22 protein-coding genes and 1 pseudogene are annotated in these 18,789 nt (G+C 67.3%); 11 read left to right on the top strand and 12 right to left on the bottom strand.

The window, feature by feature from the left end:
- Positions 1-37: 37 nt before the first annotated feature.
- Positions 38-1,435: a WS/DGAT/MGAT family O-acyltransferase gene (locus G6N60_RS08110; RefSeq protein ID WP_163735030.1), complete on the top strand. Its 1,398-nt coding sequence runs from the start codon at positions 38-40 to the stop codon at positions 1,433-1,435.
- A 39-nt stretch (positions 1,436-1,474) separates the two neighbouring features.
- Here the strand turns inward: G6N60_RS08110 and G6N60_RS08115 are convergent, their stop codons facing one another.
- Complete coding sequence (locus G6N60_RS08115; RefSeq protein ID WP_163735033.1) at positions 1,475-2,710, bottom strand: amidohydrolase family protein; 1,236 nt, start codon at positions 2,708-2,710, stop codon at positions 1,475-1,477.
- Between the two features lie 148 nt (positions 2,711-2,858).
- Here G6N60_RS08115 and G6N60_RS08120 point away from each other — a divergent pair, with 148 nt between their 5' ends.
- Together G6N60_RS08120 and G6N60_RS28120 are read left to right on the top strand one after the other, a co-directional pair.
- Entirely contained in the window at positions 2,859-3,458 is a 600-nt protein-coding gene (locus G6N60_RS08120) for a TetR/AcrR family transcriptional regulator (protein WP_163735035.1), read from the top strand.
- A gap of 93 nt (positions 3,459-3,551) precedes the next feature.
- A complete protein-coding gene (locus G6N60_RS28120) occupies positions 3,552-3,707 on the top strand; it encodes a hypothetical protein (RefSeq protein ID WP_170312550.1) in 156 nt (51 codons plus the stop codon).
- A 2-nt stretch (positions 3,708-3,709) separates the two neighbouring features.
- On the opposite strand, the gene G6N60_RS08125 is transcribed toward G6N60_RS28120, so the two are convergent.
- From G6N60_RS08125 to G6N60_RS08135, 3 genes are read right to left on the bottom strand one after another with little or no spacing between them, the layout of a single operon-like run.
- A complete protein-coding gene (locus G6N60_RS08125; protein WP_179969664.1) occupies positions 3,710-4,726 on the bottom strand; it encodes a DUF2889 domain-containing protein in 1,017 nt (338 codons plus the stop codon).
- Positions 4,727-4,736: 10 nt separating this feature from the next.
- Positions 4,737-5,165, bottom strand: coding sequence for a Zn-ribbon domain-containing OB-fold protein (locus G6N60_RS08130; RefSeq protein ID WP_163735040.1), 429 nt, complete (start codon positions 5,163-5,165; stop codon positions 4,737-4,739).
- A gap of 1 nt (position 5,166) precedes the next feature.
- On the bottom strand, positions 5,167-6,417 hold the full coding sequence (locus G6N60_RS08135) for a thiolase family protein (protein WP_246240445.1): 1,251 nt from the start codon (positions 6,415-6,417) through the stop codon (positions 5,167-5,169).
- Positions 6,418-6,523: 106 nt separating this feature from the next.
- On the opposite strand from G6N60_RS08135, the gene G6N60_RS08140 reads away from it, so the two are divergent.
- Both G6N60_RS08140 and G6N60_RS08145 read left to right on the top strand, forming a co-directional pair.
- Complete coding sequence (locus G6N60_RS08140; RefSeq protein WP_163735043.1) at positions 6,524-6,982, top strand: MaoC family dehydratase; 459 nt, start codon at positions 6,524-6,526, stop codon at positions 6,980-6,982.
- Positions 6,983-7,010: 28 nt separating this feature from the next.
- Complete coding sequence (locus G6N60_RS08145; protein WP_163735046.1) at positions 7,011-8,201, top strand: thiolase family protein; 1,191 nt, start codon at positions 7,011-7,013, stop codon at positions 8,199-8,201.
- A gap of 54 nt (positions 8,202-8,255) precedes the next feature.
- Here the strand turns inward: G6N60_RS08145 and G6N60_RS08150 are convergent, their stop codons facing one another.
- Entirely contained in the window at positions 8,256-8,861 is a 606-nt protein-coding gene (locus tag G6N60_RS08150; RefSeq protein WP_163735049.1) for a TetR/AcrR family transcriptional regulator, read from the bottom strand.
- A 90-nt stretch (positions 8,862-8,951) separates the two neighbouring features.
- Here G6N60_RS08150 and G6N60_RS08155 point away from each other — a divergent pair, with 90 nt between their 5' ends.
- The 4 genes and pseudogenes from G6N60_RS08155 (at position 8,952) to G6N60_RS08170 (ending at position 11,978) form a co-directional block, all read left to right on the top strand.
- A complete protein-coding gene (locus G6N60_RS08155) occupies positions 8,952-10,094 on the top strand; it encodes an acyl-CoA dehydrogenase family protein (RefSeq protein WP_163735052.1) in 1,143 nt (380 codons plus the stop codon).
- Positions 10,095-10,150: 56 nt separating this feature from the next.
- Positions 10,151-10,780, top strand: a complete 630-nt coding sequence (locus G6N60_RS08160) for a fatty-acid--CoA ligase (RefSeq protein ID WP_163735057.1) — start codon at positions 10,151-10,153, stop codon at positions 10,778-10,780.
- Between the two features lie 9 nt (positions 10,781-10,789).
- Positions 10,790-10,987, top strand: a complete 198-nt coding sequence (locus G6N60_RS08165) for a (2Fe-2S)-binding protein (RefSeq protein WP_163735060.1) — start codon at positions 10,790-10,792, stop codon at positions 10,985-10,987.
- A 210-nt stretch (positions 10,988-11,197) separates the two neighbouring features.
- Positions 11,198-11,978 (top strand): annotated as a pseudogene (locus tag G6N60_RS08170) (alpha/beta hydrolase-fold protein).
- Here G6N60_RS08170 and G6N60_RS08175 read toward each other — a convergent pair.
- Positions 11,971-12,534, bottom strand: coding sequence for a TetR/AcrR family transcriptional regulator (locus tag G6N60_RS08175; protein WP_163735062.1), 564 nt, complete (start codon positions 12,532-12,534; stop codon positions 11,971-11,973). The pseudogene G6N60_RS08170 and the gene G6N60_RS08175 overlap by 8 nt on opposite strands.
- An 89-nt stretch (positions 12,535-12,623) precedes the next feature.
- On the opposite strand from G6N60_RS08175, the gene G6N60_RS08180 reads away from it, so the two are divergent.
- Complete coding sequence (locus G6N60_RS08180) at positions 12,624-13,562, top strand: SAM-dependent methyltransferase (protein ID WP_163735065.1); 939 nt, start codon at positions 12,624-12,626, stop codon at positions 13,560-13,562.
- A gap of 13 nt (positions 13,563-13,575) precedes the next feature.
- Here the strand turns inward: G6N60_RS08180 and G6N60_RS08185 are convergent, their stop codons facing one another.
- Genes G6N60_RS08185 through G6N60_RS08205 form a run of 6 tightly spaced genes read right to left on the bottom strand, consistent with a single transcriptional unit; the run spans position 13,576 to position 18,225 of the window.
- Entirely contained in the window at positions 13,576-14,292 is a 717-nt protein-coding gene (locus G6N60_RS08185; protein ID WP_246240448.1) for a TetR/AcrR family transcriptional regulator, read from the bottom strand.
- Positions 14,293-14,332: 40 nt separating this feature from the next.
- Entirely contained in the window at positions 14,333-15,559 is a 1,227-nt protein-coding gene (locus tag G6N60_RS08190) for a cytochrome P450 (protein WP_163735069.1), read from the bottom strand.
- Positions 15,556-15,957: a carboxymuconolactone decarboxylase family protein gene (locus tag G6N60_RS28365; RefSeq protein WP_197746922.1), complete on the bottom strand. Its 402-nt coding sequence runs from the start codon at positions 15,955-15,957 to the stop codon at positions 15,556-15,558. Before G6N60_RS28365 ends, G6N60_RS08190 begins: the two co-directional genes overlap by 4 nt.
- Entirely contained in the window at positions 15,954-16,829 is an 876-nt protein-coding gene (locus G6N60_RS28370; RefSeq protein ID WP_197746923.1) for an NAD(P)-dependent oxidoreductase, read from the bottom strand. Before G6N60_RS28370 ends, G6N60_RS28365 begins: the two co-directional genes overlap by 4 nt.
- Positions 16,826-18,034, bottom strand: a complete 1,209-nt coding sequence (locus G6N60_RS08200; protein ID WP_163735073.1) for an NAD(P)/FAD-dependent oxidoreductase — start codon at positions 18,032-18,034, stop codon at positions 16,826-16,828. Before G6N60_RS08200 ends, G6N60_RS28370 begins: the two co-directional genes overlap by 4 nt.
- Positions 18,031-18,225: a ferredoxin gene (locus tag G6N60_RS08205; RefSeq protein ID WP_163743647.1), complete on the bottom strand. Its 195-nt coding sequence runs from the start codon at positions 18,223-18,225 to the stop codon at positions 18,031-18,033. Before G6N60_RS08205 ends, G6N60_RS08200 begins: the two co-directional genes overlap by 4 nt.
- Before the next feature lie 310 nt (positions 18,226-18,535).
- Here G6N60_RS08205 and G6N60_RS08210 point away from each other — a divergent pair, with 310 nt between their 5' ends.
- Positions 18,536-18,721 (top strand): hypothetical protein, encoded by a 186-nt coding sequence (locus G6N60_RS08210; protein ID WP_163735075.1) that lies wholly within the window; start codon positions 18,536-18,538, stop codon positions 18,719-18,721.
- Positions 18,722-18,789: the final 68 nt, after the last annotated feature.

The following is an 18,789-nucleotide window of genomic DNA, read 5'->3' on the forward strand; positions in this document are numbered from 1 at the left end:
CCCGTACCTACGGGTGGAGCTGGGGTCGGGAGGAATTGTGAAGCGACTGGGCGGCTGGGACGCGGTCCTGCTCTACAACGAGACGCCCAACCTGCACCAGCACACCGTGAAGATCGCCGTCGTGGATGCATCGGAATGCGACGACTTCGGGTTCGACCGATTCCGCCAGACGCTCGCGCGACGACTGCACCTGCTCGAGCCGCTGAGGTACCGCCTCGTCACCATTCCCGGTCGCCTCCATCGTGAGATGTGGTTGGAGAACTGCGACGTCGATCTCGACTATCACCTCCGTCGCCTGCAGGTGGGCCCGCCCGGTGGGCGGCGCGAGCTGGACGACGCGATCGGAGCCGTTGCCAGCATTCCGCTCGACCGCAGCCGTCCGCTGTGGGAGTTCCACTTCGTGGAGGGTATGGCGGACAACAGATTCGCCATCATCGGGAAGGTTCACCACGCACTCGCCGATGGGGTCGCCTCGGCCAATCTGATGGCGCTCGGTTTGGATCTGCCGAATGCTCCGCAGTCCGAGCGCGACGACTACTCCGCAGATCCCACCCCGTCGCAGGCTCGACTCGTCGGGTCGGCGCTGCGTGACCACGTCGACCACCTCGTGGAACTGCCGCGACTGGTGTGGGACACCGCGGCCGGAATACGCCGGGTGCGCCGAAAGTCGCGGTCGGCAACCGGATTGGCCCGTAACTTCCATCCGCCTCGGACGTTTCTCAACCACGTGGTCGCGCCCGGTCGCACCTTCGCCAGCGTCACGCTCCCGCTCGCCGACGTGAAGAGCATCGGCAAACGACTCGGGGTCACCATCAACGACATGGTGCTCGCCGTCACTACCGGGGCGCTTCGTTCGCTGCTGATGACGTACGACGGCCAGGCCGAGGAGCCCCTACTGTGCGGAGTCCCGATGAGCATCGACGCCTCGCCGGACCGGATCTCGGGCAACGAGCTGGGGACGGTCGTGGTGTCGCTGCCCGTTCAGGTCGACGATCCGCTCGAGTGGGTGCGGCTGGCGCGCATCGGGGCGACGATCGGCAAGGAGAACGCCACGCTGCTCGGTCCCGAGCTCGTCAGCCGATGGTCGAGCTATGCCCCACCGACGTTGACGGAGTGGATGTTTCGGCGCATCGGCACCGGTGAGTCGCCCAACAAACTGATCAACGTGCCGGTGTCCAACGTGCCGGGACCGCGCGAGCCGGGTCGGATCGCGGGGGCGCCCGTCACCGAGATCCTCTCCGTCGGGCCCCTCACCTTCGGGGTCGGGGTGAACATCACCGTCTGGAGTTACGTCGACCAGCTCAACGTCTCGGTGTTGGCCGACGACGCCACGTTCGACGATCCCCACGAGGTCACCGACGCGATGGTCGACGCCTTCGCGCTCATCCGGCACGCGGCCTCGACCGCGCGAGCAGACGCAAATACGCCGAAATAGGCCCTCTCACGGCGCTTTTGCGTCTGCTCGCGGATGGAATCAGGCGCCGGCGTGGGCGAATTCCGGGGGCTTGACCGCGGAGGGATCGGGGTTGGCCAGCGGCAGTCCCATGAAGCGGCGGGCGTTGTCACCCATGAAGTCATAGGTGCGACGCACGTCCATGCCCTCGGCGTACTTCCAGTAGCCCTTCGGGGTGGCCAGGCCTTCGGGGTGCGGCCAGTCCGAGCCGAACATGACCTTGTCCCAGCCGACGGTCTCGACGACGTCGGCCACCGAACCCTCCCAGAACGGGCTCACCCAGCAGTTGCGACGGAACACGTCGTGCGGGTGCTCGGGGAAGTTCTGCGGCATCTTCTTGTAGGTCATCTCGAGATCGTCGAAGAGCGGCTTGATCCAAGCACTTCCGTTCTCCACGCTCGCGATGCGCAACTTGGGGAACCTCGTCAGCGTGCCGTGGCAGATCAGGCTGGTGAGCATGTCGGCGATCTCGCGGTGGCCCAGTGCGGTCCACTTGAACGCCGACATCTCGAAGGCGTTGCTCGTGTCGGCGGGCTCCCACATCTCGATGTACTCCTGCAGCGGAGGCTGGCTCGCGTGCAGGACGATCGGCAGTCCGGCGGCCTCGACGTCGCGCCAGAACGGGTCGAATTCGGGCAGCGCCGGGGAGCGCCACCCCTTGTAGCCCTTGACCGGAGCCGGCTTGATGAGCGCGACCTTGGCGCCGTTCTCCAGGATGTACTCCAGCTCGCGGCGGCCCTCGTCGACGATGCCGAGGTTGATGACCGGGGTCGAGTAGATCCGATTCTCGTAACTGAAGCCCCAGTGCTCGAGCATCCACTGATTGAGCGAGTGGATGATGGCGGCCGTCAGCTCGGGATCCTCGGCCGAGGAGTGCTCGACGAGGTTGGCCAGCGTCGGGTAGTTGATGCAGGAGTCGACGCCCTGTCCGTTGAGTTCGGCGATGCGATCCTCGGGATTGCGCGCACCCGGGGGCGTGTCGATGCCGCGGCCGGACATCTCCCGCATCGTCAGGCCCTCGGGGTTCTGACCGGAGTAGAACCTCTCGTGCGCGCCGGGCGCGGCCACCCGATCGAACGTCGGGTTGGGCATGTAGTCGGTGATCTTGTTGAGGATCGCGATGCGGGTGTGCCGACCGATCTGCACGTACTGAACCTTGGACTTGTACTTCTCGGGCAGGTACTTCAGCAGCGCATCGGGGGTCTCGTACATGTGCTGGTCGGCATCGAAGATCGGTGCGTCGGTGAACTGGGTCATCGGGGTGCCTCTCGCTTCCTGACAGGGGGGCCGAAATCGAGCATGCGGCAACTTGACAGTTGTGTCAAGTACGATTTCGGAGTGCGCCCGAAAGTGATTCCATCTGCACCGATTGCACTTGACGGCAGTGTCATCTACTGTGGCTGCCATGACCACCACCTCGGGCGACCTGGCAGCTCGGACTGCCGACGTCGGACGCGGTGAGCGGACCCGTTCGGCAATCCTCGAGGCCAGTCGCAGGCTGTTCCTCGAACGTGGCTATGCCGGCACCCCCATCAACGCGATCACCGAGGCGTGTGGCATCTCGCGGGCCGGCTTCTACACCTACTTCAAGGACAAGCGCGAGATCTTCAACGTCCTGGGCGAGACGGCGTACCACGACGTCCTCGCCGTCATCGCGGAGTGGGCGAATGCCGAGGAGCCGTTCACGCCCGCCGACGTCCGAAACTGGGTGGGGCACTACTTCGACTACATGGACCGCCATGGCGCATTCGTGCTCGCCTCGGCCCAGTCGGCACCCGACGACGAGGCATTCCGCCTGTCTCGCAACCGAATGGTGAGCCGGGCGTCGTGGAAGTTGGGCCATGCGATTGCCGGTGCCGATGCGCACTCACCGGACGTCGTCGGCGTTGCGGTGATGGGGCTGTTGGACCGCGCGTGGCAGACGGTCCACCGCCAGACGGTCGCCGTCGAACGTCACGAGATGGTCGCCGTCGTCGCCGAGATGATCACCGCCATGGCGCGCTGACGGGAATCCCAGTTCCTCCCAAGGGGATTGGACTGGGGAATTGTGGATATCCCATGACTGCACGGCGGACCACCACACGTAGAGGAGTGCGACATGTCAGGTTTCGACACCAGCCAACCGATCACGGACGAGGCGTCCCTCGACGAGGCCGACGACGCCACGAAGGCGGCCACGCCAACCGAACCCGAGGCGTCGACGCCGCCTGCCGATCCCGACGAACTCGGCGACGCCACACCCGGCCCGCGCTGACGCTACGCCTTCTGCAGGACGCCGATCAACGCGCCCGCGTCCGCGACGCTGCGCAGCAGATCGTTGAGATGCGTGCACGTGCTGGTGCCGGACAGTTCCTGCCGGACCCGAAAGTGTAGTTCGCTCAACGTCATTCCTTCGATGCGCTCGGCGCTGGCGACCGCTCCGGGGCACTCCTGCCACGGCAGCACGCGTGGGATCGCGCGAGAGTCCAGGATGACCGCGGTCTCGGGATCGACGGCGACGTCGAGGGTGTACTCGTGGATGATCGTCTCGACCCCGTCGGCTCGCACGTAGGTATCCCGGAACATCGCGTCGATGCCGATGCTGCCGTCCACGGCGTCGAACACGTCGATCCGGCGCAGTCGGCGCATGCCGTGGCGCGGGAGTTCCGCCATGGGGTGCCAGGCGTCTGGGTCGTCGTCGTGGTCGAGATCGGGTGCCTCGGGGCCGGTCACGACCACCGGATCGCCCGCCTCGAACGAGTTCATCAGCAATCCACCGGTGGCGAAGCCGGCGCACTGGTCTGCGACGGGGAGATAGCCCGACGTCGCGACGTCCTCGAGGACGCCGGAGGCCGACAGTGCGTGACCGGAGATCAAGGTGGCCACGGGGACGTCGTCGAGCAGCGTGTACCGCAGATCCCGGGTTGCCCGCAGCCACGGCGCAACCTCGTCGGCGGCGGCTCGGAACCCGCTCATCGCCGGCGCGCCGCAGAGCAAGGACACCGCGTCGACCGGCGGGGTGACCTCGACCCGACGCACGACCCGCGCGATCAATTCGATGGTCGCCGACAACCCGGAGGTGGCCAATGGCGTTGCACTGCCGTCGGATTCGGTCCAGACGTCACGCGCCGCACCACTCAGGTGAACCGGATCCAGTGACCCGTCGCTGCGGGTCATGTCGATCGACGTGGTACGGCGCGCCGATCGCGGACGCCGGGGCGGGTTGTGGGTCGTCGGTTCGTGCCTGCCGTGCAGCGGATGCAGGCCGAACGACGGGACGCCCAGATCGGTCACGCCGCGACGGCTATCCCTGCGGGCGGAACGCGAAGGTCGTCAACGACCGGCCGTCCTCGGTCTCCAACGTCGTGGTGGTCGACACCAGTCGCTGGCCGATGGCGAGTTCGTCGGCGGTGGTGTCGACGATCAACGACTCGACGAGCACCCCTTCGGGCAGCTCGACGAAACCCACGACGTACGGTGTGAAGACCTTGGGATCGCGAATCCCCTTGTAGGGCAGCGGAGGTGGGAACTGCTGGGTGGTGTAGGTGAACAGTGTCCCCTCGGTGGAGAGTTCGACCGCCTCGATGTCCTCCTGGACCTGGGGATCGCCGTCGAAGAGTTCTGGCCGCTCGGCGGGAAACTTCACCACGCCCGACGAACGCCGCCGCGATGCCTGGAGCACCGCGCGGTCGTCGTCGATCCGGAACAGGCCCTCGGCGATGAGCGTCGTCATCTCACGCCACCTCGATGACCATCGCGGCCCCCATGCCGCCGCCGGCGCACATCGAGAGCACGCCGATACCGCCTCCGCGCCTACGCAATTCGTGGATCGCGGAGGTGACCATGCGGGCGCCGGTCGCGGCGATGGGATGCCCCAGGCTGATGCCCGAGCCGTACACGTTGACGATCTCCTCGTCGAGTTCGAGCTCCCGCGCGCACGCCACCGCCTGCGCGGCGAACGCCTCGTTGATCTCGAACAGCGCGACGTCCTCGAGCTTGCGGCCGGCGAGTTCCAGAGCCTTGGGAATGGCCTTGATCGGCCCGCTGCCGGTACGCGTGGGGTCGAGCCCGACCTGCGTCCACGACAGGACGTGTGCGAGCACCTCCTGGGTCGTGTCGGGCGCGGCGAGGGCGACGACCGCGGCGGCGTCGTTGATGCCCGAGGAATTGCCCGCGGTCACCGTGAAGCCGTCGATCTCGGGGTGCAGCACCTTGAGCCCGGCCAACGACTCCATCGACGTGCTGCGCCGGGGATGCTCGTCGACGGCGAAGGTGATGGTGCTGCCGTCGGCCTGGGGGACCTCGATCGGGACGATCTCGTCGACGAAGGAGCCCGCGTCGATGGCCTTGATCGCGCGCTGATGGCTACGCAGTGCCCATTCGTCCTGCTGCTCGCGGGTGATTCCGTACTGCACGTTGCAGTTGTGGGCGACCGTGATCGACATGTCCATCGCGGGCGCTTCGGCGGTCGGAGGGTGCGATTCGGGGAACCACTGCGCGTAGTCCTCCGGCGACTTGCCGGTCGTGAACGGCTTGCGCTTCTGCATGATGGGTCCGGTCGAGATCGATTCCATCCCGCCCGCGAGAATGGCGCCGCTCATCCCGGACGCGATCTGACCCGCGCCGACGGCGATCGCCGAGAGGCTCGACGCGCACTGGCGGTTGACCGCGATCCCGGGAATGTCGACGAGGCCGAGGGCCACCGCGATGTAGCGGGCGCTGTCGCCGCCGCCCTGCATGCTCTCGGCGAGGACGAAGTCGTCGAAGTCGGCGGGGTCGAGCCCGGAGCGTTCGATGACCGCCGAGACCACGGGCTTGGCCAACTCGATGGCCGGCACGTTCGCCAGCGTGCCGCGGCGGGACGTGCCGATCGCGGTGCGGGCGGCGGCGACGATCGCGGCACGCGAAGTCTTAGGCGAGCGGAGCGACGGGGTGTGCGGCGTCTGGGGCGAGCGGAGCGACGGGTTGTGCGGCACGGTGGCCATGTGTCTCCCAAGGATCATCGGGGTGGGGTGGTTGCCCAGCGAGCGGGGCCAGTCTATACCGTTAAATAGATATCGGAATAGCGGGTCCAGTGACGGGAGACGTCTGGTGAAGGTGATCACGTCGGTCGACGACGCGATGGCGACGATTGGCGAGGAACTCGGCACGAGTCGATGGGTGGAGGTCGACCAGGACCGCATCGATGCGTTCGCCGACGTCACGATGGACCACCAGTGGATCCACGTCGACGTCGAGAAGGCCAAGGCCGAGAGTCCTTACGGCGCAACGATTGCGCACGGCTTCCTGACGCTGTCCCTCATTCCCGGCGTGAGCAAGGACAACTACCGCGTCGAGAACGCCAAGATGGGCATCAACTACGGGCTGAACAAGGTGCGCTTCCTCTCCGCCGTCACGGCGGGCAGTCGCGTCCGGGTCCGGTCCGAACTCGCGGACGCCACGAAGGTCGCCGACGACACCGTGAACCTGACCGTCCGGCACACCGTCGAGCTCGACGGCTCCGACAAGCCGGCTGCAATCGCCGAACTCATCGCCCGGTTCGTGTTCTGATGACCACTGCAGACGAGGAGACGACGCGATGAGCGGACCGTTCGAGGGCAGAGCCGTCCTGACCGGGGCGGGTAAGTCGCAGGTCGGACGCAGACTGGGCCGAACGGGCCTCGACCTCACGCTCGAAGCCGTGCTGCGCGCCATCGAGGACGCCGGGCTGAGCGTCGACGACGTGGACGGCATCGCCAGTTATCCCGGGCCGGGCGTGCCCGACGCGGGCTTCTCCGGTGCCACCGTCCAAGAGGTCCGCAACGCACTCGGTCTGCGCTCGCGGTGGTACGTCTCGGCGATGGAGACCGCGGGACAGATCGGCCCCGCCATCGAGGCGTGCATGGCGGTCAGCCTCGGCCTGGCCAACCACGTCGTGGTGTATCGATCGGTGTGGGAGTCCACCGCGGCGCAGCAGGCCGGCGGCGGTCGGGCCTCGGTGCTCTTCGGCGGCGGCGAGCTTCCGCCGCACCTGGAGTGGACGGCCCCGTTCGGAGCGCTGTCGGCGGCCAACTGGCTGGCGATGCCCGCCCAGCGCTACATGCACGACTACGGCTTGACGCGAGAACACTTGGGCCGCATCGCCATCAACGCGCGCACCAACGCGGGCCTCAATCCCGACGCCGTCTACCGCGAACCGATGACGATGGACGACTACCTCGGCGCCAGGATGATCTCCGAGCCACTGTGCCTGTATGACTGCGACGTCCCCTGTGACGGAGCGACCGCAGTGATCGTGTCCCGCCGCGACGCCGCCAACGGCCTACCGAGGCATCCGCTGACGGTCGAGTCCGTCGGCCCCGGGATGTTCGAACGCGCCACCTGGGACCAGCGTGCCGACGTGACCACGATGGCCGCGCACGATTCGGCGGCCACGCTGTGGCAGCACACCAGCCTGACCCCCGCAGACGTGGACATGGCGCAGCTGTACGACGGCTTCTCGTTCCTCACCGTGATGTGGCTGGAGGCCCTGGGGTTCTGCGACCACGGCAAGGTCGGCGAATTCCTCGACGACGGTGCGCGGATCGCGCTCGACGGCGCACTCCCCATCAACACCAGCGGTGGTCAGCTCTCGGGTGGCCGCCTGCATGGCATGGGATTCCTGCACGAGGCGTGCGTGCAGATGTGGGGGGACGGCGGCGAGCGGCAGGCGCCCACGACGCCGGAGGTCGTCGCCGTCGGCGTCGGAGGCGGTCCGGTGGCCGGCTCCATGCTGCTGAGCAGCCGGTAGCGTCCGTGCCGTTTCGGCCTGGCGTCGAACGTCGATCGCGGTCAGGCCTTCTCGCTAAACCCTCGTCGCGTCGTGGGTTCCGTCGCTGAGCGCGGCGGTGAGCAGGGCCGCCAGCTCGTGGTAGGCGTGGGCATGGTCGAGACCGGTCGCAGCGCGGACACCGCCCTGCTGTATTCGGACCATCATGGTCGCCGCGAGGTCCGCGGCGAAGCCGGCGTGCACCGAGCGGAACTCCCGCGCGGCGACGCCCTCGTCGATCAACTCCTGAACCCGGCGGGCCGCGATGTGGGTGTTCTGCTGATAGACCTCGCGTGCGGGGGCAAAGGCATCCAGGTCGGACATGAACCGATCCGACGCCGCACCCAGCGCGACGCCGACGGCCGACAGATAGGCGGTGATCCGTTCTCGTGCGCCGGACTCCGCCGCGACCCGAGCCTCGACGTCCTCGGTCGCACGGCGGAAGAAGTGCACGGTGGCCACGCGCACGAGCTGCTCCTTGCTGTCGGCCAACGTGTACAGGGTCGACTTGGAGCAGCGCAGCCGAGACGCCATGTCCTCGAGGGTGAGATGCGCGAAGCCCCGGCTGAGGAACAGGTCCACGAGCGCGTCGAAGAGCGTGACGCGCCGCGGGGTGAGGTCGGGTCGGACCAGGCGTTCCATGGGTTGCATAGTACTGACGGGACGTTTGCTGTACTGTCCGCGTCGCAGTACTGTGACGAGGGCCGTAGTACTGCAGTCCGGAGGGGATTCGTGGCCGTCGATCGACTATTGCCCACCGACGACGCGCGTGAGCTCATCCAACTCACCCGCGACGTTGCCGATAAGTTCTTGGCGCCCATCGTCGATGAGCACGAGAAGTCTGAGACCTACCCCGAAGGCTTGTTCGCCACCCTTGGTGAAGCTGGTTTGTTGAGCGTGCCCTATCCCGAAGAGTGGGGCGGCGGCGCACAGCCCTACGAGGTCTATCTGCAGGTCTTGGAGGAACTCGCCGCCCGGTGGGCCGCGGTGGCGGTCGCGGTGAGCGTGCACGGGCTGTCGTGTCATCCGCTGTTCGCCTACGGGACCGATGAGCAGAAACGCACCTGGCTGCCAAATATGCTGGGCGGCAACACGATCGGCGCCTACAGTCTGTCGGAACCGCAGGCCGGATCCGATGCCGCCGCACTGGCGTGCAAGGCGGTGGCAGGTGCGGCGGGTTATGTCGTGACCGGTGAGAAGGCATGGATCACCCACGGCGGCATCGCCGATTTCTACACCCTCTTCGCGCGCACCGGCGAGGGGTCTCGAGGCATCTCCTGCTTCCTGGTCGACAGCGATACTCCCGGTCTCAGCTTCGGCAAACCCGAGGAGAAGATGGGTCTGCACGCCGTGCCCACCACCTCCGCCCACTACGACCACGCGGTGATCGACGCCGGGCGCCGGATCGGGGAGGAGGGCCAGGGCCTGCAGATCGCGTTCAGCGCTTTGGATTCCGGGCGGCTGGGCATCGCGGCGGTCGCCGTCGGCCTTGCCCAGGCCGCCCTCGACACGGCGGTGACCTACGCGCAGGAGCGAACTGCGTTCGGCCGCAGGATCATCGACCACCAGGGTCTAGGATTCCTGCTGGCCGACATGGCTGCGGCCGTCGATTCCGCGCGGGCTACCTATCTCGATGCCGCCCGGCGCCGGGATGCCGGCCTGCCCTATTCCCGCCAGGCCTCGGTGGCCAAGCTCGTGGCCACCGACGCGGCGATGAAGGTGACCACCGACGCGGTTCAGGTGCTCGGAGGCTACGGCTACACCCGCGACTTTCCGGTGGAGCGGTACATGCGCGAAGCCAAGATCACCCAGATCTTCGAGGGCACCAACCAGATTCAGCGCCTGGTCATCAGCCGCTCCCTCGCGGCGAATTGACCCCCCATGCGTCATCGCTTACCTCATCGGCTCCAGTCGATGGCGGGGAGCACGGCATGAGCGACCCCGGCGCCGCGCATTCGCTCGTATTGGCCTCGATCTATCGAGTACGTGATCCGGAGCGTATGTGGGCTCAGGTCAAGGAGAGACGGGCTCAGCTCGCGATGCTGGGAGCCCGCCACGCCGTGGTCTACCACTCGACGCAGCAGCCAGGCCTGGTGCTGGTCACGATCGGCGTACGGCATCGCGAGCCGGTGACGAAGCTGATGCGCTCGCCGGCGATTCGTGAGTGGTTCGACGTCGCGGGCGTAGAAGACTACCCCATGGTCTTCGCCGGTGAGATGGTGGAGAAGATCAATCTCCTTGCCCCGGTTGACGTCCCGCCCGGCGTCGTCGTGGCGGTGGTGAACACGGTGGAATCGGTCGAAGGAGTCGGCGCCGTGATCCGCACCGCCACGCACACCCTGCGAAGTGCAGGTGTCCGCAAGCTGTGGACCTACCGCGCGCTCGACTCCCCCCGGGAGATGTTCGTTCTCCACGAATTCAACGACGCCCCGCACGCCGCTGACTGGATCACCTGCCCGGTGGCGGCGGCGAGTTGGATGCCGCGCCTCGTATCGGGCCCATACCCGCCGCCGTTCGTCGGCAGGCTGGTGGACGTGCTGTCGATCGACGCGGCCGGGTGAGCCGTAGCGATGTACGTATGCCTGTGTCGAGCCGTGACGTCACAGACGGTCAGGGACGTGATCGCCGCGGGCGCGTCGACGTCACGGCAGATCGCCGAGGCCTGCGGAGCCGGGGCCGAATGTGGCCGCTGTCGTCGTAGCGTGCGCACCATGATCGACGCCATGCAGCAGCCAGGCCATGACGTCGAGCAAGGGCTCGAACGGTAGGTGGCGCACCGTCCCCGATCGCCCTTCGGCACGAGCGATCGCCGACCCTGGACGGCGCCAGCCTAAGCAGCTAAACAGTTACCGCATTCATCGGTCTCGTCTACAGTCAGGTCGGTCACTGTCGGCGAATCGATGGGCGACGGTGTTGCGCACCAGGCTTCGCGAGTTGCATCTCGCGCGGGGTGTCGTGGGTGGACGGATGGAGTTGGTGTGAGGGCTGTTTCGGTGTTGGTGCGGTTGGCGTGCACGGTGGTGTTGGTGTTGGTGGCGGTGGGGGTGGGCTCGTCGGTGGGGGTGGCGGGGGCCGCGCCGGGTTATGAGTCGTTGATGGTGCCGTCGGCGGCGATGGGGCGTGACATCCCGGTGGCCTTCCTTGGGGGTGGGCCGCATGCGGTGTACCTGTTGGATGCCTTCGATGCGGCTCCGGATGTCAGTAATTGGGTGACGCAGGGCAATGCGATGGGAACCCTTGGTGGTAGGGGGGTTTCGGTGGTGGCGCCGGCGGGTCATGGTGTGGTCGGGGCGTCGCAGGGTGGGTATGCGGCGCTGGCGTTGGCGACGTTTCATCCGGATCGGTTTCGGTATGCGGGGTCGATGTCGGGGTTCTTGACGCCGGAGCGGACGGGGATCGATGGTGCGATCACGGCGGGGTTGATGCAGTACGGGGGTGGACACGCGCAACATGTGGGGTTTGCCGCAGTTGGGGAGGTGGAAGTGGCATTCGCCGAATGCGCACGTTCAGTCGTTGGCGGACAACAACACTCGGTTGTGGGTGTTCAGTCCGACGACGTTGACCACCTCTGATCCGGCGGGGATGATCGGTTATCCGGATCAGGCGCAGGGCACCAATCGGGCGTTCTTCGCCCATTACAACGACGCCAATGGACACAATGGTCACTTCGAGTTCCCGCCGACCGGTGATCATGGGTGGTCGTCGTGGGGTCCGGAACTGGCCGTGATGTCCTCAGACCTCATCGCCAACGTCAAGTAGCACCACGGCGCGGGGAGAGCACCTCCTCGGCGATGGCCAACGCCGCCGCCCGGCGCTCGGACTCGTCGGCGTGCTCCGGGTCGCTCGTCGTGCCGAGGTGCAGGCTGGACAGGGCGACGCGGGCGCGCAGCCGTCCCTCCAGGTGTGGACCAGGGGGGCTCAGCAGATCGAACAGCGCGAGGTAGCAGTCGCTGATCCTGGTTCGCAGCGCGTCATCCCGGATCGCCGGAAGTCCCTCGCGCACGAGCCGGGCGAGCAGCGCCGTGGGCCCGGACAGCAGCGCGTCGTAGCGGCGCAGCACCTCGACGCGGGTGTCGGCACCGGCGGGTGACGACGTGCCCCAGCGCAGCAGTTCGTCGAGTCGGCCGAGGAAGTCCTCGATCGAACTCACCAGGATCTCGTCCTTGGAGCGAAAGTGGTAGTACACCGCGGCCTTGGTGATTCCCAGCACGTCGGCGATCTCCCGCAACGACGTGGCGTCGTAACCCTTCTCGGCGAACAGCGACAGCGCTACCGACTGCAGCTGGGAACGGGTGTCGGTTCGGCGTAGGTCCATCCATGCTCCTTCGGCGGCCGCCCTAGCTTACTTTACGACCGGTAAGCTAGTTGCAGACAGTCCGTAACCCGGCGATGAAGGGAACCGAAGTGGCCAGAACCGACGACGACACCTGGGACATCAACGAGAGCGTGGGCGCCACCGCGCTCGGCGTGGCCGGTGGCCGGGCAGCGGAGACCAACAGCGAGAACCCCCTCATCGAGGACCCCTATGCGCAGCTGTTCCTCGAGGCGGCAGGCGACGGAATCTGGAAGATGTACCTCCAGGACGAACCGCCCGCCGAGCTCGCCGAGATCGATCCCCACTTCGCCGAGCGGATGGTGTCGATGAAGAGCTACATGGCCTCGCGGACGAAGTTCTTCGACGACTTCTTCCTCGCCGCGGCGGCCGCCGGCATCCGCCAAAGCGTGATACTGGCCGCGGGACTCGACTCCCGCGCCTGGCGGTTGGCGTGGCCGCAGGGCAGCGTTGTCTACGAGATCGACCAACCCAAGGTGCTCGCGTTCAAGCTCGACACGCTGGACTCCCATGGCGTCTCGTCGATCGCCACGCACGTCGGCGTCGGCATCGACCTTCGTCAGGACTGGCCAAAGGCGTTGGTGGAGGCCGGGTTCGACCCGAAGCAGCCGACGGCGTGGTCGGCCGAGGGACTGCTGCCCTACCTGACGGCCGATGCGCAGGACCTGCTGTTCGACCGCGTGCAGTCACTGAGCGCTCCCGGCAGTCGGATCTCCGTGGAGGCCTTCACCAACGCCTTCTTCAGCGCCGAGAGCTTCAGCCGGCGGGAGGCCCAGATGGAGCAATATCGCGAGATCGCGAACAAGTTGGGCGGCAAGGACATCACCGAATCCGGCAACCTGCTCTACGAGGAGGAACGCACCGAGGTCACCGACTGGTTGGAGGCACACGGTTGGGACGCCACCGGGATCGGCGCCGAGGATCTGATGGCCGGCTTCGGTCGCCGCGTCGACAGCGACCTCGAGGAGGCCTTCCCGGACAGCGTGTTCGTCGAGGGTCGACTCGCCTAGCCAGGAGGCGTCGTCAGGGTTGGTCGCTCACCTCGATGACCGTTGCGGCGATGTACCGGTCGACGTCGGTCTCGGGTGGGTAGGCGGGCCCCTCGCGGCGCTGCGGGCTGACCACGACGTCGAGGAGCCCGTCGGCCATTCCGGCGAGTTGGTCGGGCGAGCCCTCGATCGCCAGGCTGTGCTGCACCGAGACCAGGCCGTGCAGACCCGTCCACAGCGTGTGGGTGGCCTGATAGAGCGGCAGCGACAACGGGTAGCCCGCGTCGGCGGTTGCGGCCAGGGCGCGGCGCAACCTGGCCGACACCAACCGCGCCGGGTGCAGCCCCATCCGTTCGCGCTCGACGACCGGCTGCCGCACCTCGTACATCAGCCGGTAGTGGCCGGGGTTCTCCATGGCGAATCGGCAGTACGCGTGCACCTGGGCACGCAGCCGGTCGCGGGGTCCCGTAGCGGCCGAAGCGGCCTCCGCGGCGGCCATCTGATCGGCCAGCTGCCGGTACTTGTCGGCCAGTGCCGCCCAGACCAGCTCGGTCTTGTCGGCGAAGTGCAGATAGATGCTGCCCGGAGTGACCCCGACGGCGTGGGCCACCGCACGCATCGTCAGCTTCTCGTCGCTACCCCATTCGTCGAGCAGCCGATTGACGGCGGCCAGCACCTCGTCGCGCAGCTGCTCACCCTCACCACGTCGGCTACGACGCCGCGCTGGTTGCTCCTCCGAGTGGCCGGCCACGCCAACCACCATAGGGCGAGCCCACCCGTAGCAGCACCCGTCACCAGGTGACGAGCATCTTCTTCACGCCGTAGTTGGTTCCGTAGGTGTCCATCTCGACCTCCTCGAGAGGGGTTGCCAACCTCAGACCCGGGAAGCGCTCGAAGAGTTGGGGGAGGATCGTCTTCAGCTCGGCTCTGGCGATGTTCTGGCCGAGGCACTGGTGCACCCCGTACCCGAAGGCCAGATGTCTGGTCATCTTGCGGTCGAAGTCGGGCTCGTCGGGGTTGTCGAAGACCCGGGGATCGCGGTTGGCCGCCGGCATCGCCACCACGACGAGGTCACCCTTGGCGATCGGCTGGCCGGCGATCTCCAGATCCTCCTTGGCGGTACGGCCCAAACCGAACTGCACGATGGTCAGGTACCGCAGCAGCTCCTCGACCGCGGCGCCGATCTTCTCCGGGTGCTCTGCGAGGTCCCGACGCTGGGTGGGATGGGTGAGCAGCGTCAGCACCGACAGGCCGATCATCGCCATGGTGGTGTCGTGGCCGGCGAAGAGCAGTAGCACCCCGATGCCGATGAGGTCCTCGTCAGTGAGGATCGAACCGTCCTCCTCGCTCTTGCGAATCAGCTCCGCGAGCAGGCCCTCCGACGCCGGGTCGGCTCGCTTCTCCGCGGTGAGCTTGGTGATGTACTCGACGAGCCAGTGCGCACCGCTGTCACGCTCGGCGCGCCGCTTGCTCGTGTCCATCATGACCTCGGTGGCGTGATGGAACTGGTCTCGATCGCCATACGGCACGCCGAGCAGCTCGCAGATCACCAGGCTCGGAATGGGTAGGGCCAGTTCGTGAATGAGGTCGACCGGTGCGCCGTCGGCCCCGAGCGCCGCCATGGCGTCCAGGTGTTCGGTGACGATGGTGTCGATGTAGGGCTGCAGGTTGGCCTGCACCGACTTCGGCGTGAACTTCCCGGACAGCAGCCGCCGGTAGGCGCCGTGGTCGGGGGCATCCATCGAATTGAACGTCGGCGGAAGGGCTTCGGCCGATTCGTTGGCGTCGGGGTCGACGTCGTCCTCGTCGGCGACGTCGTGGCGTGGCCGTTGCGAACTCATCCGCGGGTCGGAGAACACCTGGCTGCCCTCCTCGAAACGGGTGACCAACCAGCCGATGCGGCCGCTGGGGAATCGGACCCGGGTGATGGGCTGTTCTTCGCGCAGCTGGTCGTACGCCAACGGCGGATCGAGAAGGCGTTCTCGCTCGACGGGCATGTCGCGAATGTCGTTCGTCATGAGTCGATCTCCTCGTGATTGGTCGTGGTGGTCTCGTTCTCGTACGCAGCGATGGCGGCTTCGACGCCGTTGTTCACCTGTGTGCCGTTTCCCCAGCCGACGTAGTAGTGCAGCTGCAGCACGGCCTCACGCAGTTCGCCGGGGGTCAGCTCCCCGTTCGTCAACGCGCCGCGGACCTGGATCTCGATCAGGTCGGCGCGACCCAGGGCGGCGGTGGCTCCGATCACCAGGAGCCGTCGATCGCGAATGGAGAGCCCTGGCCGGCTCCAGATCTCGCCGAAGAGATGGTCGATCGTGTCCTGCAGCATGGGATTCGACTCCTTCGGCATGGTGGCCGAGAAACCTGGACCGTAGACCGCGTCCATGGTCTCGAGTCCCAGTTCGGTGGTCTCGCTCATGGGGTCTCCTTCAGCGAGATCGTCAGGGTGTCCCGACCGTTGGCCCGGGCGGCGTCGACGAGTGGGACGCGAATGTCGCTGCGCGCGGCCAGTTCCTGGGCGGCGGCGAGGTCCTTGTCCATGAGGCGCTGAACCTGCGGCACCATCGCGGCGGTATCCGGTTCACCTGCCAGCTGGTTGCGCAGCCAGGAGAACAGCGTGCTGCCCTCGGGGTCGGCGGCGTGCACGGCCTCGATCAGGTGGCGGGGGTCCACTCCCGCGGACTCGACGAGCGTGGCGGCCTCGTGGACGGCGCGCCACGTACCGTAGGTGATGACGTTGCGCGCGATCTTCGTCGCCATCCCGGCCCCCAGTGGGCCGCAGTGCACGACGTCCTTGGCGAAGTCCGACAGCACCGGCATGGCGCGGGCGACGGTGGCGTCATCTCCTCCGAGCATGGCCACCAGGCCCTGCGGCACCGCCTGGGTGACACCGCAATCCAGCAGGGTCACACCGTGATTCGCACACTCCCTAGCCAGCTCGTACACGACGGGAACGGCAACGGTGCTCAGCAGCACCACGATGAGACCGGGGTGGGCAGCCGCCAGCACGCCGTCCTCGGCGGAGAGAACTTCTCGAGCTTGGTCGGCGTCGACCACCGCCAGCACGACGACGTCGCTGTCACGCGCCACGTCGGCCGGAGACGGCGCGATGCCTTCGACGCCGGGTAGTCCGTCGGTGGCGTCGGGACGGATGTCGTATACCGCGGGGGTGCGGCCGTGGCGCGCCAGGCTGACGGCGACGCCGCCGCCGATCATGCCGAGCCCGATGACGCCCGCCCGCAGCGCCGTTGGGCTGGACTCGGGTGCTGCGATGTCGCTGTCGGTGGTCATGCGATTGCTCCTTGCTCGAGGATCTGGGTGAGGTCGGCCTGCTCTGCCACCAGGGATCGGGCGGCACGCAGTGGACGAATCATGTTGACGCCGACCGCTGCTCGCGCCTTGCCGTGGCTTCCGTAGACGGCGACGAAGGCGCGGTCGTCGAGGCTGCCGTCGACGATGGTGAAGGAATCCGCGCCGCGGGGGAGGCCATGAATCTGGATCTTGAGGTCGTACTGGTCCGACCAGATGTAGGGGACCGGGACGAACGGCACGGGGTCGGCCCCGGCGAGGATGTTGCGCGCGACCGCCATGCCCTGCTCGGCGGCATTGGTGCGGTGCTCGAGGCGGATCCGCTCGCCGAGCCCGACGTGGTACCACGACGCCACGTCGCCCGCGGCCCACACGTGGGGTGCGGCCCGGCAGAACTCGTCACACAGCACGCCGTTCGCCGTCGGAACCCCGCTTCCGGCAAGCCATTCGACGTTGGGAACGGAGCCGATCGCCACCAGGACGACGTCGGCAGGCAGTGTGGTCCCGTCGGCCAGCCGAACACCGGTGACGCGGTCACCCTCGCTCGCGATGCCCGTGACCTTGACGCCCGCACGGACGGAGACGCCATGCTCGGCGTGCACGCCGACGAGCAATTCGCCGAGCTCCGCGCCCAGGACGTCCGACAGTGGGGCGTCGACGTCGGAGACCAGGGTCACCGATGCGCCGAGGGTGCTGGCCACCGACGCCACCTCCGCGCCGAGGAACCCGGCGCCGACGATCACCAGCCGCGGTCCTCCCGTCAGTTCGGAGCGCAGCCGTCGGGCGTCCTCCAGTGTGCGCAGCAGGTGCACACCGGCGATGCCATCGGTGTCCGGCAGGCGCCGGGGCCGCACTCCGGTGGCGACGACGAGATCCCGGTATGCGACGTCGGACCCATCGGACAGTCGAACCGAGTGCCCTGCGGTATCCACCGAGTCGGCACGGACACCGAGTCTGAAGTCGACGTCCAGAGCGGCGATCCGCTCCGGGGTTCGGAGCGCGACCCTGCCGTCGGGCCACGTCCCGGCGAGCACTTCCTTGGACAACGGCGGTCGGTCGTAGGGGAGGAGGTCTTCGTCGCCGACGAGTGTGACGGTCCCGTCGTAGCCATCGCGGCGCAGCGTCTCAGCAACCGAAAGGCCGGCTGCTGAGGCGCCCACGACGACGACGCCGGGCCGAACCGTCATTCGTCGACCTCGATCGCCGCCGCCGGGCACACCGCAGCCGCTTGCCGGGCGGCGTCGTACTGGTCCGCGGGCGGATCGGCATCGAGGAGGATGACGATTCCATCGTCTTCCCGCTGGTCGAAGAGGTCTGGTGCGGCGAGGACGCATTGACCGGCGGCGCAGCACTTGGTCTCGTCGATGGTGATGTGCATGGTGGACCTCACTCTCAGGAGTATGTGAACTTAGTTCAGTTATACGGCGAGGCTATACCCGGTTCCGCCCTCCGCACACCGCGGCCGCCGTGACTTAGCACACAATCGATAACTGAGCTAACTAGTTCGACCGCCGACGTCGATCCCGTCGCGGACGGAAGGGCAGGTCAGGGTGCGGGCCCACTACGGGAGGCGCCGAGGACGCTCCGCGGGCTCACGGACGTGCCCGAACGCATACCGGCCCGGGGTTTCGAAAATTGACGAGTCGGCAACACCTGAGCTCGTACGTCACGACCGAACTGAGGTAGCCATGGCAAAGACGATCATCGAGTTCGATTCGCTCAACACCGACGAGGGCGCTGCGACCGACGAGGCGCGCAACAAAGTCGGTCGCGAGGCGGCCGACGCGGCGTTCCGCGTCGTCGGGTCCGGACCGGGGCCGGGCTTCGCCGCTGGCGGACCGCTGACCCACTGGGTCCTCGAGATGACGAGCTAGCCGCGACCATCGAAACGGGCAAAGAACTCATCCAGCGCGTCGACGCTCGAGGCAACCACGTGAAGCCA

Source organism: Mycolicibacterium madagascariense (assembly GCF_010729665.1).
Taxonomy (GTDB): Bacteria; Actinomycetota; Actinomycetes; order Mycobacteriales; family Mycobacteriaceae; genus Mycobacterium; species Mycobacterium madagascariense.

Excerpts from the sequence above, each read along its gene's own strand:
- G6N60_RS08210 (WP_163735075.1), top strand. The coding sequence starts at position 18,536 with ATGGCAAAGACGATCATCGAGTTCGATTCGCTCAACACCGACGAGGGC.
- G6N60_RS08205 (WP_163743647.1), bottom strand. The coding sequence starts at position 18,225 with ATGCACATCACCATCGACGAGACCAAGTGCTGCGCCGCCGGTCAATGC.
- G6N60_RS08175 (WP_163735062.1), bottom strand. The coding sequence starts at position 12,534 with ATGGACCTACGCCGAACCGACACCCGTTCCCAGCTGCAGTCGGTAGCG.
- G6N60_RS08200 (WP_163735073.1), bottom strand. The coding sequence starts at position 18,034 with ATGACGGTTCGGCCCGGCGTCGTCGTCGTGGGCGCCTCAGCAGCCGGC.
- G6N60_RS08145 (WP_163735046.1), top strand. The coding sequence starts at position 7,011 with ATGAGCGGACCGTTCGAGGGCAGAGCCGTCCTGACCGGGGCGGGTAAG.
- G6N60_RS08130 (WP_163735040.1), bottom strand. The coding sequence starts at position 5,165 with ATGACGACGCTCATCGCCGAGGGCCTGTTCCGGATCGACGACGACCGC.
- G6N60_RS08190 (WP_163735069.1), bottom strand. The coding sequence starts at position 15,559 with ATGACGAACGACATTCGCGACATGCCCGTCGAGCGAGAACGCCTTCTC.
- G6N60_RS08150 (WP_163735049.1), bottom strand. The coding sequence starts at position 8,861 with ATGGAACGCCTGGTCCGACCCGACCTCACCCCGCGGCGCGTCACGCTC.
- G6N60_RS28365 (WP_197746922.1), bottom strand. The coding sequence starts at position 15,957 with ATGAGCGAGACCACCGAACTGGGACTCGAGACCATGGACGCGGTCTAC.
- G6N60_RS28370 (WP_197746923.1), bottom strand. The coding sequence starts at position 16,829 with ATGACCACCGACAGCGACATCGCAGCACCCGAGTCCAGCCCAACGGCG.
- G6N60_RS08120 (WP_163735035.1), top strand. The coding sequence starts at position 2,859 with ATGACCACCACCTCGGGCGACCTGGCAGCTCGGACTGCCGACGTCGGA.
- G6N60_RS08165 (WP_163735060.1), top strand. The coding sequence starts at position 10,790 with ATGTACGTATGCCTGTGTCGAGCCGTGACGTCACAGACGGTCAGGGAC.
- G6N60_RS08115 (WP_163735033.1), bottom strand. The coding sequence starts at position 2,710 with ATGACCCAGTTCACCGACGCACCGATCTTCGATGCCGACCAGCACATG.
- G6N60_RS08160 (WP_163735057.1), top strand. The coding sequence starts at position 10,151 with ATGAGCGACCCCGGCGCCGCGCATTCGCTCGTATTGGCCTCGATCTAT.
- G6N60_RS28120 (WP_170312550.1), top strand. The coding sequence starts at position 3,552 with ATGTCAGGTTTCGACACCAGCCAACCGATCACGGACGAGGCGTCCCTC.
- G6N60_RS08135 (WP_246240445.1), bottom strand. The coding sequence starts at position 6,417 with ATGGCCACCGTGCCGCACAACCCGTCGCTCCGCTCGCCCCAGACGCCG.